This window comes from Burkholderiales bacterium, from assembly GCA_013695435.1.
GTDB lineage: Bacteria > Pseudomonadota > Gammaproteobacteria > Burkholderiales > JACMKV01 > JACMKV01.
In genome coordinates this window covers 1-14,460 of sequence record JACDAM010000064.1, presented here as the reverse complement: position 1 = coordinate 14,460, position 14,460 = coordinate 1, and the positions used below count along the sequence as shown (strand labels likewise).

The 14,460-nt window shown below is 60.5% G+C and carries 12 protein-coding genes; 11 read left to right on the top strand and 1 reads right to left on the bottom strand.

All coding sequences use genetic code 11. The features are described 5' to 3' along the window. Positions 1–330 (bottom strand): hypothetical protein (locus tag H0V78_03930; protein MBA2350953.1); only part of this gene is annotated, 330 nt, incomplete at its 3' end. Between the two features lie 250 nt (positions 331–580). Between H0V78_03930 and H0V78_03925 the strand changes: the two genes are divergently transcribed. The 11 genes from H0V78_03925 to H0V78_03875 all read left to right on the top strand — a co-directional run. Beyond that, positions 581–1,540, top strand: a complete 960-nt coding sequence (locus tag H0V78_03925) for an acetoin utilization protein AcuC (protein MBA2350952.1) — start codon at positions 581–583, stop codon at positions 1,538–1,540. 214 nt (positions 1,541–1,754) lie between these two features. Continuing rightward, positions 1,755–1,901 carry a hypothetical protein gene (locus H0V78_03920; GenBank protein MBA2350951.1) on the top strand — a complete coding sequence of 49 codons (147 nt, stop codon included), beginning with the start codon at positions 1,755–1,757 and terminating at the stop codon, positions 1,899–1,901. After that, positions 1,898–2,932: a DNA-binding protein YbiB gene (gene ybiB / locus H0V78_03915; protein ID MBA2350950.1), complete on the top strand. Its 1,035-nt coding sequence runs from the start codon at positions 1,898–1,900 to the stop codon at positions 2,930–2,932. The genes H0V78_03920 and ybiB overlap by 4 nt, the downstream gene beginning before the upstream one ends. Positions 2,933–2,948: 16 nt before the next feature. Continuing rightward, positions 2,949–3,572 (top strand): ANTAR domain-containing protein, encoded by a 624-nt coding sequence (locus tag H0V78_03910; GenBank protein ID MBA2350949.1) that lies wholly within the window; start codon positions 2,949–2,951, stop codon positions 3,570–3,572. Between the two features lie 298 nt (positions 3,573–3,870). After that, positions 3,871–5,139: an ABC transporter substrate-binding protein gene (locus H0V78_03905; protein ID MBA2350948.1), complete on the top strand. Its 1,269-nt coding sequence runs from the start codon at positions 3,871–3,873 to the stop codon at positions 5,137–5,139. A 35-nt stretch (positions 5,140–5,174) separates the two neighbouring features. Continuing rightward, positions 5,175–6,122 (top strand): nitrate ABC transporter permease, encoded by a 948-nt coding sequence (gene ntrB / locus H0V78_03900; GenBank protein MBA2350947.1) that lies wholly within the window; start codon positions 5,175–5,177, stop codon positions 6,120–6,122. A gap of 9 nt (positions 6,123–6,131) precedes the next feature. Continuing rightward, the gene (locus H0V78_03895) at positions 6,132–6,923 is read left to right on the top strand and encodes an ABC transporter ATP-binding protein (GenBank protein ID MBA2350946.1); all 792 of its coding nucleotides are present in this window, start codon (positions 6,132–6,134) and stop codon (positions 6,921–6,923) included. A 229-nt stretch (positions 6,924–7,152) separates the two neighbouring features. Further along, the gene (gene cobA / locus H0V78_03890) at positions 7,153–7,962 is read left to right on the top strand and encodes a uroporphyrinogen-III C-methyltransferase (protein MBA2350945.1); all 810 of its coding nucleotides are present in this window, start codon (positions 7,153–7,155) and stop codon (positions 7,960–7,962) included. A 4-nt stretch (positions 7,963–7,966) separates the two neighbouring features. Beyond that, positions 7,967–10,393, top strand: coding sequence for an NAD(P)/FAD-dependent oxidoreductase (locus H0V78_03885; GenBank protein ID MBA2350944.1), 2,427 nt, complete (start codon positions 7,967–7,969; stop codon positions 10,391–10,393). A 36-nt stretch (positions 10,394–10,429) separates the two neighbouring features. Then, on the top strand, positions 10,430–12,610 hold the full coding sequence (locus H0V78_03880; GenBank protein ID MBA2350943.1) for a nitrate reductase: 2,181 nt from the start codon (positions 10,430–10,432) through the stop codon (positions 12,608–12,610). Positions 12,611–12,726: 116 nt separating this feature from the next. Beyond that, on the top strand, positions 12,727–14,460 hold a 1,734-nt coding region (locus H0V78_03875), incomplete at its 3' end, for a dimethyl sulfoxide reductase anchor subunit (protein ID MBA2350942.1).

The following is a 14,460-nucleotide window of genomic DNA, read 5'->3' as shown; positions in this document are numbered from 1 at the left end:
CCTGTGAACCTGGCTCGGGATCAGCGTATTCAGCACGGGCGCTGGCGATTCCAGCGCCGCGACCGCCTGCGCTGCGCGCGTTCCAACCGGGACGATCAGGCCGGGGGTAGACCGCTCGGCTTCGCGCGCCAGCGCAGATAGCGGAACGATGCGAACCAGCGCCTGCGGGCGGGAGTTGTCTTTTTCCAGAGCTGCGACAAGGGCGTCAGCGGCTTCGCGGTAAGCGCCTGCGTTTTCGCTGAGCACGACCAGCACGCTCCGCGGCTCCGCCATCGCCGATGTCGCGGCAGTGAGTAGCAAGCCTACGAAAATGGTCAGAAGCCGGCGCATCAGGAATTCAGACTTACCTGCGAATAATTGCGGCCATTCGAGCGGAATACATGCCCCCGATTGGCGGATGTGCTCATCACGCCATCCGTGCGCGCTAACGCATCATCAGACATTATTGCCGTTGCCGCGAGGATTTTAAATATGACTTTGGTATCAGGCCCCAGGCCAAAGATGATCGCTGCGGCCTCAGTCGTTGACAGGCCGGCGCACCGCGCCTAGCTTGTTCCCACGATCCCTGTAGAAATCCGTTATGAGCAAGGTCTGCCTCTATATCAGCGACGCGCTCGCAAGTTACGGCTTTCCGGACGGCCATCCGTTCGGAACCGATCGCCAGCGGGCATTCTGGCTTGAAACCGAGCGTCAGGGTTTATCTCGCAAGGTAGCCCAGTGCGAAGGCGGTGTCGCCACGCGAAGCGAGCTCGAGCGATTTCATACGCCGCGCTATCTCGACCGTGTGCGGATGCTTTCCGATACCGGCCTCGGTTTCATCGACAGCGGCGATACACCGGCTTTCGCCGGCGTCTATGAGGCGGCCGCGGCGGTGGTCGGCGCAGCGCTTGCGGGGCTGGCGCGCATTATGGCGAACGAGGCGCGCGGTTGCGCGCGCACGTTCCAGCCCATCGGCGGCTTGCATCACGCGCGCCCCGATGCGGCGGCCGGCTTTTGCGTATTCAACGACATCGGCGTCGTGATCGAAACCCTGCGCGCGCAGCATCGCGTCAAACGCATTGCCTATATCGATATCGACGTGCATCACGGCGACGGCGTTTTTTATCCGTATCAGGACGATCCGGAATTGATCATCGCCGACATTCATGAAGATGGTCGTTATCTTTATCCGGGAAGCGGCGGCGCCGACGAAACCGGCGTCGGCAAAGCCAAAGGCACGAAGCTGAACGTCCCGCTGCGGCCTGGCGCCGGCGACAAAGAGTTTTTTGCGGCATGGGAAAAAGCGGAAGCGCTGCTGACCGCATACGAGCCGGAATTTTTCCTGTTTCAATGCGGCGCCGATTCATTGGCGGGCGATCCGCTCGCGCACCTGAACTACAGCAAGGCGGCCCATGCGCACGCGGCGCGCCGCTTGTGTTTGCTGGCCGAGCGCACTGCCGGCGGCCGCATCATGGGTTTCGGCGGCGGAGGCTACAACCGGAAAAATCTCGCCGAAGCGTGGAACGCAGTGCTCGCGGAATTTATCGCGATGTCAGCCTGATAACGTTAGATCACGGATGCTTATGACGTTGTCTTGGACGCGCGCTTGGGCGGGAAAACCAACCGGCTCTTCGTACGCACCAGCTTCGCGCTCTTTCATTCCGCGTCGCACCATAAGTACGCACCGGCGACATGCCGCCTGTCGCGCTCACTCCTTGATAGGGAATGGCAATGAACCTTTTGGTTTAGGCACAGGCATTGCTAAAACCAGCGGCATGAACGCAATCCATTCGATTTGCTGTTGTGGCGGCGGGGCCGACTCCAGGCGCCTGTGCGCAGCGAGCCTGCATCCGGGCGCCGGGCTCGCGGCGTGCGCGCTTTATCTGGCGCCGCGCATCCTGCGCGATCAGCCGTTGCCATGAATCTCGCCTCGCTGATTCGCGAGATCGGACGGGGCGCGCATGGCAGCCGCGATCTCGCAGAAGTCGATGCGCATGTTTTGTATCGCGCAATGCTGGACGGCGAAGTGCCCGATCTTGAGCTCGGCGCGATTCTGATCGCGCTGCGCATGAAGACCGAATCGCTGAGCGAACTGTGCGGCTTTCATGTGGCCGCACAGGAACGCATTGCCCATTTGCAAGCGCCCGCTGGCGCGCCGCGCCCGATCGTGATCCCGACGTACAACGGCGCGCGCCGCCAGGCCAATCTGACGCCGCTGCTCGCGCTGGCGCTGGCGCGCTTCGGCGTTCCGGTGCTTGTGCACGGCCTGGTCAACGGCAATGGACGCGTGTCCAGCGCCGAGATTTTCAGCCGGCTCGGCATCCAGCCGTGCGATTCGATCGAACACGTGCAGCGTGCGCTGGAGACGACGCGCATCGCGTTCGCGCCGACGGCGGTTTTGTGCGCCGGGCTCGATGCGCTGCTTGCCCGGCGTGCGAGGCTCGGCGTTCGAAATAGCGCGCACAGCGTCGCCAAGCTGATCGATCCGTTCCACGGCGCGAGCGTGCGGCTGGTGTCGGTTTCGCACCCCGCCTATCTTGAGAAGATGCGCGCGTTCCTTGGCGCGACCGTCGTGGTCGCGGCTCTTTCCGACGCCAATGATGTCGCCGAGAATGGCGGCCGCGCGCTGCTCTCCCGCGGCACCGAAGGCGAAGCCTACGCGAATCCGAAACGGCGGCGGTCTATCGAATACTTCGATGCGGCCGGCAGTCGCAATCTGTTCGACATGGAGGAGACCGCGCCGCACCAGGATTTGGCGCAATTGCCGGCTGCGATCGATGCCGAAGCGACTGCGGTCTGGATAGGCGCGGCGCTCGATGGAGAGGCGCCGTTACCGTCGCCGCTGCTCGACCAGATCGCCTGTTGCCTGTTTGCCTCGGGTCATAGCGACGACTTCGAGCAGGCGAAAGCCGTCGCCGGCGCATCCGCAACGCGCCGCCGTGTCGCGGCTTGAGCGGGCGGTACCTGTCTTGAAATCCATCTTGCTGATCAGCGCGCCCGCTGCAAGCGCGCCGCTTCTGGCCGCGATTGAAAAAGCCGGCCATCGGCTGGCTGCCGCGCTGACTTCGTTTGCCGATCTATCGCGCCTGGGCGAAGCGAGCGATTTCGATCTGATCATCGTAGCCGTCGATGCGCTGGACGATGCCGCGTTGGCGCTGTTGGCTGAACTGCATCGTCGCCGGCCTTGCCCACTCGTCGTCTTTACCCAAGACGCGAGCCGCGCACGCATTCAGGCGGCGATCGGCGCCGGCGTCGACGCGTATGTGATCGGCGGTTTCTCGCCCGAGCGTTTGAATCCTGTCATCGATGTCGCAACCGCGCGCTTCAACGAATCGCGGGTTCTGCAGCGTAAGCTCGCCCTGGCGCAGGACAAGCTCGACGAGCGCAAATTGATCGAGCGCGCCAAAGGGATGCTGATGAAGCTGCGCGGGATCAGCGAGGAGGACGCTTTCCGGGCTTTGCGCAAGGAAGCGATGGATAAAAACCTGCGCATGGGCGAAGTCGCCGCGCGCATCATCGCCGTAGACGATTTGCTCTGGCCACGGAACGTTGCAAGCACTCGCGGCAAAATACCCAATCTGGAGCGCAACTGATTTTTTTCGCACCACTACCGTGCGTTGCATCGCAATACGATTTTCCTGACGGTACCAAAAAACAGAACAAGATCAGCGTGTCATCTTGCTGGTCAGGGCGGGCACGAGGTGTGCTACGGAGAAGAATGAAAGCGAGGCCGAGGCAAAAGCGCGGCCTGCGAAGATGATTTGAAGTGCAGTAAATCGGGCTAACGATGGCCCAACCGGACAAAGGCGTCCTTCGGCGAGAAAACTCGCGCGAACGGCGCCTTTTTTATTGGAACGCTTATTGGAAACGAATAGAGCGGAGGATGCAGCGATGACGCAACAAAAACCGCAGCAAAAACGTATTGCGCCAGGTTCGCCACAGCGGCGGAAATTTCTGAAGCAGGCGGCGGCAGCAGGCGGCGCGGCCATGCTGGCGAGCCCGCTCGGTTATGGCGCGTGGGCCGCGGGTTCCGACGCCCCGGAAAAAAAGGAAGTCAAAATCGGCTTCATTCCGCTCACCGATTGCGCGTCGGTCGTGATCGCGTCGGTGATGAGGTTCGACGAGAAGTACGGAATCAAGATCACGCCTAGCAAGGAAGCGTCGTGGGCTTCGGTGCGCGACAAGCTGGTCAACGGAGAGCTCGACGCCGCCCATGTGCTGTATGGGCTGATCTATGGTGTGCAACTCGGCATTGGCGGGCCGAAGAAGGACATGGCGGTGCTGATGAACCTGAACCACAACGGCCAGGCGATCACGCTTTCCAATCAGCTCAGGGACAAAGGCGTGAGCGATGGCGGATCGCTGAAAAAACTGGTGACCACCGAAAAGCGCGACTACACGTTCGCGCAGACTTTCCCGACCGGAACGCACGCGATGTGGATTTACTACTGGCTGGCGGCGCACGATATCCATCCGTTCCGGGACGTCAAGAATATCGTCGTGCCCCCGCCGCAAATGGTGGCGAATATGCGCGTCGGCAATATGGACGGCTTCTGCGTCGGCGAGCCCTGGGGCAATCGCGCGATTTACGACAAGATCGGTTTCACTGCCGAGACCACGCAAGGCATCTGGAAAGACCATCCTGAGAAGGTGCTGGGAACGACCGCCGAATTCGTGCAGAAAAATCCGAACACGACGCGGGCGATGATGATGGCGATCCTCGACGCCTCGAAGTTCATCGACGCCATGGCCAATCGGCGCAAGGTCGCCGAGATCATCGCCGACAAATCCTATGTCAATTGCCCGGTCGATGTGATCGATCAGCGGCTGGTCGGCAAATACGATAACGGCATCGGCAAGAAATGGGACGACCCGAACTACATGAAGTTCTACAACGACGGCGCGGTGAATTTCCCTTACCTGTCCGACGGCATGTGGTTCCTGACCCAGCACAAGCGCTGGGGCCTGCTCAAGGACGACGTCGACTACCTCGCGGTTGCCAACAAGGTTAACCAGGTCGCGCTTTACAAGGAAGCCGCAAGCCAGGTCAAGGCGCCGATACCGCCGGATTTGATGCGCTCGGCGAAACTGATCGACGGCGTCGTCTGGGACGGCAAGGATCCGAAGAAATACGCCGGCAGTTTTGCCGTCAGGGTTTAAACGTAACTCTCAAACAGAACGATCGAGAGGAAATCATGAAACTCGCGACAACTCCGTCCGGCGGACGTATCAGAATAGTGAGCTTGCGTAAGTTCGAGCTCGGCGACGACGCCCGCCGTCCGCGTCCAGCCAGGTCCGCGGCCTCCAGCGCGGATCAGACCGGAGCCCCGGCAACGCCCGGTGAAAGCCCGGCGCCGCCGGCTTCGCGCGCATTAGCCAGCCTCGCGGCCGCGTTGCGCGCGATGATGCCCGTCGCGCTGGGGCTGATTGTCTTTATCGGAATCTGGGCGCTGATAGCGCAGATAAGCACGCTGCCAAATCCGGCGAAAACCTGGGAAGCGGCGCTGATTCTGTTCAGCGATCCGTTTTACGTCAAAGGGCCGAACGATCAGGGCATAGGCTGGAACATCCTGGGGTCTTTGCAAAGAGTCGCCGTAGGCTTCGGGCTGGCGGCGCTGGTCGGCATTCCGCTTGGCTTCATGATCGGCCGCTTCAAGTTTCTATCCGACATGGCGGCGCCTATCATCAGCCTGCTGCGGCCGGTTTCTCCGTTGGCGTGGCTGCCGATCGGCTTGCTCGTATTCAAGGCGGCCGGTCCCGCGGCGATCTGGGTGATCTTTGTTTCCGCGATCTGGCCGATGATTATCAACACCGCGGTCGGCGTCAGGCAAATTCCGCAGGACTACATGAACGTCGCCAAGGTCTTGAATCTTTCCGAATGGAAAGTGTTCACCAAAATCCTGTTTCCGGCGGCGCTGCCGTACATGATGACGGGCGTGCGGCTTTCCATAGGCGTCGCCTGGCTCGTGATCGTGGCCGCCGAAATGCTGACCGGCGGCGTCGGCATCGGCTTCTGGGTGTGGGACGAGTGGAACAACCTGAACGTCGAGCACATCATCATCGCCATTTTCGTGGTCGGCATCGTCGGGCTGCTGCTGGAGCAGGCGCTGCTGCTGTTGGCCCGACGCTTCGAATATCGCTAGGAGATCGCTATGGAAAAGCTCGTGCAAATCGAGAACGCCGACGTTGCGTTCTACACCAAAAAAGGTTTGTTTCAGGCGCTGCGCGGCATCGACCTGACGGTGACCCAGGGCGAATTCGTGACCTTGATCGGCCATTCCGGTTGCGGCAAATCGACGCTGCTCAACCTGATCGCAGGCCTCGTCATGCCGACGCGCGGCAACGTATTCGTCAATGGCCGCGAAGTCGCCGGGCCGGGGCCGGATCGCGCGGTGGTCTTCCAGAACCATTCGCTGCTGCCGTGGATGACCTGCTTCGACAACATTTATCTCGCCGTCGAGCGCGTATTCGGCGGGAGTGAGCCCAAGGCGCAGCTCAGGGACCGCACGCGCGCGGCGCTCGAACTCGTGCATCTCGCCCCCGCCGAGAACAAGCATCCGCACGAAATCTCCGGCGGCATGAAGCAGCGCGTCGGCATCGCGCGCGCTTTCGCCATGCAGCCGAAAATCCTGTTGCTGGACGAGCCGTTCGGTGCGCTCGATGCCTTGACCCGCGCCCATTTGCAGGACGAGTTGATGGACATCGTCGCCAAAACCCGCAGCACCGTGGTCATGGTGACGCACGATGTCGACGAGGCGGTGTTACTGTCGGACCGCATTGTGATGCTGACCAATGGCCCGGCAGCCGTGGTCGGCGATATCGTCAGCGTCGATCTGCCGCGGCCTCGGGACCGCTTGGCCCATGCCAGTGATTATCGCTATCACGAGCTGCGCACCGCGGTGCTCGAATTCCTGTACCGGAAACAAATGTGCCCGGCGGCGTAATCCCATCAGCGGCGATTCTGTCGGTTGCCGCGTTCTGCGCCTGATTCCGCGAGACGCTGGCGTCCCCGCGCACCATAGCAAGGCAAGCATCGGTTTGCAGTGCACCATATCCAAGCATGCGCGCAGCGGCCGGAACCCATCCGTCGAACCAAATCATTGAACGGAAAGAATATCTACAGATGGTATGGAGCTTGCGAAACCGGAGTCTGGAGCAACCACGGCGAGCAAGATGAAAACAGGAAAAGTCTATTTGGTTGGCGCCGGCCCCGGCGACATCGAACTACTGACGCTAAAGGCGGTGCGCGCGCTCGGCATCGCCGATGTCGTACTGATCGACGATCTCGTCAATCGCGAGGTGCTCCAATTCGTGCGCGCCGATGCGCGCGTCGTCGAAGTCGGCAAGCGCGGAGGCTGTGCTTCCACGCCCCAAGCCTTCATCGAGCGCCTGATGATAGGCGAAGCCGGCGCGGGACGCATCGTTGCGCGCGTCAAGGGCGGCGATCCTTTCGTATTCGGACGCGGTGGCGAAGAAGTCCAGGCGCTGCGCGCGGCTGGTGTCGAAGCTGAAGTCATCTCGGGCATCACATCGGGTATGGCGGCGGCTGCGGCGCTCGGCATTCCGGTTACACATCGCGATTGCGCGCGCGGCGTGACTTTGCTCACCGGTCATACCAGAAACGGCGCGGAGCCGAATTGGAAAGCGCTGGCGCAAGGCGGGACCACGCTCGTCATCTACATGGGCGCGTCGCGTCTGGCGATGATAGTCGCCGAGCTGCTTGCCGCGGGAATGCCGTCCCGGACACCGGCTGCGATGGTCCAGAACGCAACCTTGCCGTCGCAGCGCAGCGTTATTTCGGATTTGCGCAGTCTGCCCACAGCGGTTGCGAACGCGGGGCTGGGCAGCCCGGCGATCGTCGTCATCGGGGAGGTCGCCAGGCTTGCGGCGCAGACTGCTGCGGCATGTTTCGAATCGCTGGATTCCCGCGTGCGCGGAAATGACAAGCTGGTTTTCGAGCCGAAGCGCGAGCGCCGTGGATAACGCTATGAAAAAACTGAAACTCGTGATGGTCGGCAATGGCATGGCCGGCGTGCGCACGCTCGAAGAGCTGCTGAAGATCGCACCCGACCTGTACGACATCACGGCGTTCGGCGCGGAGCCGCACGCCAATTACAACCGCATCTTGTTGTCTCCGGTGCTCGCCGGCGAAATGACGATCAAGGACATCATGCTGAACGATGTCGATTGGTACGCCGCTAACAATATCCGTCTGCATCTCAACAAGAAGGTCGTCAAGATCGATCGCATCGCGCGCAAGGTGATCGCTGCCGACGGCACCGAAGAACCGTATGACCGATTGCTGCTCGCGACAGGCTCGAATCCGTTCATCCTGCCGATCCCGGGCGTGGCTCTCGACGGTGTGATTACCTATCGCGACATCCACGACACCGATGCGATGATCGCAGCGGCAGCGCAGTACAAACATGCCGTCGTCATCGGTGGTGGCTTGCTTGGCCTCGAAGCAGCGAACGGCCTGAAGCTGCGCGGCATGAACGTGACCGTCGTGCATTTAATGGACTGGCTGATGGAGCGGCAGCTCGACAAGGTCGCGGCCGGCATGCTGCAGAAATCGCTCGAAGCGAAAGGCTTGCAGTTTCTGCTGAAAACGCAGACCAGCGAAATCGTCGGCGACAATAGCCGCGTCAAGGCAGTTAAATTCAAGGATGGCCGCGAGCTTGCCGCCGATCTCGTCGTCATGGCGGTCGGCATACGCCCGAACAGCGATCTCGCGCAATCGACCGGCCTCTATTGCAATCGCGGCATTGTCGTCAACGACACCATGCAGACGTACGATCCGCGCATTTACGCTGTCGGCGAGTGCGTATCGCATCGCGGTGTCGCTTACGGGCTGGTTGCGCCCTTGTTCGAAATGGCCAAGGTGTGCGCGAATCATCTGGCGCATATGGGTATCGAACTTTACGCGGGTTCGGTGATGTCGACCAAGCTCAAAGTAACCGGCATCGATCTTTTTTCAGCCGGTGACTTCAGCGGCGGCGATACGACCGAAGAGATCGTGATGTCCGATCCATTCGCGGGCATCTACAAGAAACTCGTGATCCGCGACAACAAATTGATCGGCAGCGTTTTGTACGGCGACACAGTCGACGGCTCATGGTATTTCCAGTTGCTGCGCGATCGGCAGGATATCCACGAAATCCGCGATCAGTTGCTGTTCGGTGAATCGCATCTCGGCAATCTCGGACACCAGGGGCAAAGCAAGGCATCGGCGATGGCCGATAGCGCCGAAGTGTGCGGCTGCAACGGCGTGTGCAAAGGGACCATCATCACCGCCATCAAGGAAAAAGGTTTGTTCACGCTCGACGACGTGCGCAAGCACACGAAAGCTTCTTCGTCGTGCGGCTCGTGCACCGGGCTCGTCGAACAACTGCTTGCCTCGACCGTCGGCGGCGCTTACCAGCCGGCTGCGAATTTGCGCAAAGCGATGTGCGGCTGCACCGAACTCACGCACGAAGAAGTGCGCAAAGCGATCCGCGACGAAAAACTGCTGACGATTCCGCAAACGCGCGAATTCCTGAACTGGCAAACAGCGAGCGGTTGTGCTTCTTGCCGCCCGGCGCTCAATTATTATCTGATCTCGACCTGGCCGCACGAAGCCGAGGACGACAACCAGTCGCGTTTCATCAACGAGCGCGCGCACGCCAACATTCAGAAGGACGGCACGTTCTCGGTCGTGCCGCGCATGTTCGGCGGCAACACGACGGCCGCCGATTTGCGGCGCATCGCCGATGTCGTCGACAAATACCAGATCCCGACGGTGAAAGTCACCGGTGGTCAGCGCATCGATCTGCTCGGCGTCAAAAAAGAGGATTTGCCGAATGTCTGGCGCGATCTCGACATGCCCTCGGGCCATGCCTACGCCAAAGCGCTGCGCACCGTGAAAACCTGCGTCGGGTCGGAATGGTGCCGCTTCGGCGTGCAGGATTCGACCAATATGGGCATCGCGCTCGAAAAAGAAATGTGGAAGATGTACGCGCCGCACAAGGTCAAGCTCGCGGTTTCGGGCTGCCCGCGCAACTGCGCCGAATCGGGAATCAAGGATGTCGGCGTCATCGGCGTCGATTCGGGCTGGGAAATCTATGTCGCCGGCAACGGCGGCATCAAAACCGAAGTCGCGCAGTTTCTGTGCAAAGTCAAAACCCACGATGAAGTACTCGAATACGCGAGCGCATTCATCCAGCTTTATCGCGAAGAAGCGCGTTATCTCGATCGCACCGTGCATTACGTCGCACGCGTCGGGCTCGATTATGTGAAGCAGAAAATCGTCGAGGACCACGAGGGACGAAAAGCGTTGCACGCCCGGCTCAAGTACGCGCTGGAAGGGATACCCGATCCCTGGAAAGAACGCGCAGCGGGGGTGGATAAGCGCGAGTTCGAGATGCTGGAGGCATGACAGCCTGCTTTCGCATCGCTGAAACCTGAGGAAAAAATGCTATTCGGACGCAGCAAGAAAAACCCGATCAAAATCGCCGACAAGGGCGTCGTCGACTGGAAATACACGACGTGCGGCTATTGCTCGACCGGCTGTTCGATCGAAGTCGGCCTTAACAAGGCAGGCAAGGCGGTGGCGGCACGCGGTGTCGCTGACGCCGATGTCAATCGCGGCAAGCTCTGCATCAAAGGCATATTCGAGCACGAGCTGTTCACCTCGGCCAATCGCGGCACAAAACCGCTGCTGCGCGAAAAAGCGATCGACGCCTATCGCGAAACGGGCTGGGATGAGGCGCTCGACCATACTGCGGCCGAATTCAAACGCATTCAGCAAAAATACGGACGTGACAGCCTCGCCATCGTCTCGACCGGCCAGATTTTGACCGAAGAGTTCTACACGCTCGGCAAACTCACGCGTGGCGTCATCGGCACCAACAACTACGACGGCAACACCACCTTGTGCATGGCCTCGGCGGTGTCTGGCTACAAGCGCTCGTTCGGCTCCGACGGCCCGCCGGGCTGCTATGACGATTTCAGCCATACCGAATGCCTGCTCGCGTTCGGCTCGAATCTCCCCGAGCAGCATCCGATCATTTACTGGCGGCTCAAAATGGCGCTCGAAGAGCGCAAGTTCCCGGTCATCGTCGTCGACCCGCGCGTTACCATGTTCGCGCAAATGGCCGACATCCATTTGCCGATCACGCCGGGCACCGATCTGGTTCTGCTGAATTCCCTGGCGCACGTGATCCTGAAAGAAGGCCTGCAAGACCAGGCGTATATAGCTGCGCATACCAGCGGTTTCGACGAATTCGCCAAGCTCGTGGCGCTTTACGATCCCACGACCGCGGCAGGCATTTGCGGCATCGACGAAGACACAATCCGGCACGTCGCCCGCGTCTACGCCAAAGCCAATGCCGCGATGTCGATCTGGACCATGGGCATAAACCAGAGCACGCACGGCTCGGATGGCGTGGTCGCGATCAATAGTCTGAATCTGATCACCGGCAATATCGGCAAGTCCGGCGGCACGTCGCTCTCGATCACCGGCCAGTGTAATGCGATGGGTACGCGCGAATGGTCGTCGTGCTCGGGTTTGCCCGGTTATCGCGCGCTCGAAAAAGAAAAGGATCGCGAAACGATAGGCAAATTCTGGGGCATCGACCCCGAATTTTTCCCGAAGCAGCGCGGCCTGTTCATGACCGATATTTTCCCGGCAATGGAAACCGGCCAGATCAGGGCGCTGTGGCTGGTAGCGACCAATCCGATGACCTCGATGCCGAATATTCCGCGCATCAAGAAGACGCTGCAAAACCTCGAATTTCTGGTCGTGCAGGACGCGTATGCCGACGTCGAAACGACAAAGTACGCGCACGTTTTTCTCCCGGCAGCGCTCTGGGGCGAGAAGGAAGGCGTGTTCACCAATACCGAACGGCGCGTGAATCTCGTGCGCAAAGTCATGGAACCGCACGGCGATTCCAAACCCGATTTATGGATTTTCAACGAGCTCGCAAAACGCTTCGAGCAGGGGCGCAAGATGCGCTTTCCCGAAACGCCGGCCGAGGTGTTCGATGAAATGCGCGAGCTGTCGAAGGGGCGCATGCTCGATTATTCGGGCATGACGCACGACAGAATCGAAAAGCAGCGCGGCATGCAATGGCCGTGTCCCGAGGGCGACGAGACGGGCGCGCCGCGCCTTTATACCGACGGCATATTCCAGCATCCAGACGGCAAAGCAAAGCTGATACCCCTGCCGTTCGTCGACAACAACGAGCGGCCCGACAAGCAGTTCCCGTTCTGGCTCAACAGCGGCCGCGTGGTCGAGCATTTTCATACGCGCACGCGGACCGGCAAGATCGGCAACGTCAACAAATTCAGCCCGACGCCGTACATGGAAATGAATCCCGATTCGGCGCAGGAACTCGGCATCGGCCACATGACCTACGCGCGGCTGATTTCGAGGCGCGGCTACGCAGTCGTGCTCGTGCAGCTCACGCATCGCGTGCCGCACGACATGGTGTTCATTCCGTTTCATTTCCACGAATGCGTGAATCGGCTGACCCTGGGGCTGCTCGATCCTTATTCGCGGCAGCCGGCGTTCAAGCAGTGCGCGGTCAAGATCGAACCTGCGACCGATCAATTGGCGGCGGCTGCGGCGAATGTCGCGGCGCGGAGTTATTGAAAAAATGGTCATTCCGGCATCGCGCGGACCAAACCGCCCCTTCGTCATTCCCGCACAGGCGGGGATCCAGCCTCGTTCGACCAAAGCCACTGGATTCCCGCTTTCGCCGGAACGACATGGCCCAATTGAAACCGAACCGAATTACTTCCTGGGACACGATCGTGTTTAAAGTCCGCCTCGAAGAACCCGGCTACGCTTTCCTGCCGCCCGCGAATGGCATCGAAGTCAATCAGCACGGCAAGCCGATCCGGCTCGTGCGCGAAGACGATCCGCTCGCGGGAACGAGTCTCAGGATCAATAATGACGAAGGCATAGGCGCGAATCCCGACCGCTATAAACAGCACGGATTCCATTTCACCGCCGACAACTGCATCGGCTGCCATGCCTGCGAAGCCGCGTGTTCGGAAAAGAACGATTTGCCCGCGCATATCAGCTTCCGCTCGGTCGGCTATGTCGAAGGCGGAAGCTATCCCGATTTCAAGCGCGTCAATATTTCGATGGCGTGCAACCACTGCGACGATCCGGTTTGTCTGAAAGGCTGTCCGACGCGCGCCTATACCAAGTTCGCGGAGTACGGCGCGGTGCTGCAGGACCCCGACATCTGTTTCGGTTGCGGCTATTGCACCTGGGTGTGCCCGTACAATGCGCCGCAGCTCGATCCGGTCAAGGGTGAAGTTTCGAAATGCAATATGTGCGTCGATCGGCTCGAAGTCGGGCTCAAGCCTGCCTGCGCCGCCGCGTGTCTTGCCGGCGCGCTCGACTTCGGCGTAATCGAAACGCCGCCCAAAAACCGCGTGCAGAACAAGCTTGCCATTCCCGGGTTTCCCGATCCGGACATCACGCATCCGAACATTCGTTTCCAGCAAACGGTCGAGCTGCCCCGAGAGATGCGGCGCACCGACAGCATGCCGCTGGTCTACGTCAAACGGGACGGCAAAAATGCGAGCCAGTACAAACCGCAAGTCGCGGAGAAGCCACTGACGCGCGGCTGGAATTTTGCAAAACTGCGCTCGCGCGAGGATCCGCTGGTGCTGTTCACGCTGATTTCGCAAGGCGTGATCGGCGCGTTTCTGGCGCTGTTCCTGGGGCCGCTCCTGGGGCTCGAAGTATTGTCGCCCGCGGCGCATCCGATTGCGCATCCGGCGCTGTTGTTCGCGCTGCTCGCAACGGAGACTTTCGCGCTTTTCATTTCGACCATGCACCTCGGCAAGCCGCATCGTTTTTATCGGGCGTTCAACAATCTCAAATATTCTCCGGTCAGTCGCGAAGTCGCGGGTATTGCGGTGTTCTATAACGCGATGGGACTCTATACCCTGCTGCTCGCGTTTTCGGGATGGCTGACGTTTGTGCCGCAATCTTCGCTGCAGATTGCGCAATCTGCAGCAGGGTGGCTTGCCGGCGTCGCTGGCACGCTCGCGCTCTATGCGATGCACAACATTTACCGCATCAAAGCGCGGCCTTTCTGGAATCACTGGCAGGTGCTGACGTCTTTCTACGGCGCGATGCTGACCCTGGGCGCGCTCGTTGTCGGGCTGGTCTATGCCGCTGTCCTGTTTGCGCAAGGGTTGCCTTTCGCAGGTTTACTTGGCGTGCTGGCCTGGCCAATCGCGTTCGGCCTGGTCCTCGAAGGCGCGGGTTTGATCGCCCACGCACGCGAACTCGAACGTCGCAACGGTGAAGCGGCGGCATCGCATCTCGAACAGCGTACGACGTTCGGCAAGACGTATCTGTTGCGCAACGCCGGTCTCGGTCTCTGTATCGCGCTGGTCGTCATGTTGGGTATCGCCCAGACCGACGGTCTTGCGGGTTTCGCGGCGTGGGCTGCGACCGGCGCATTGATCGTGCTGCTT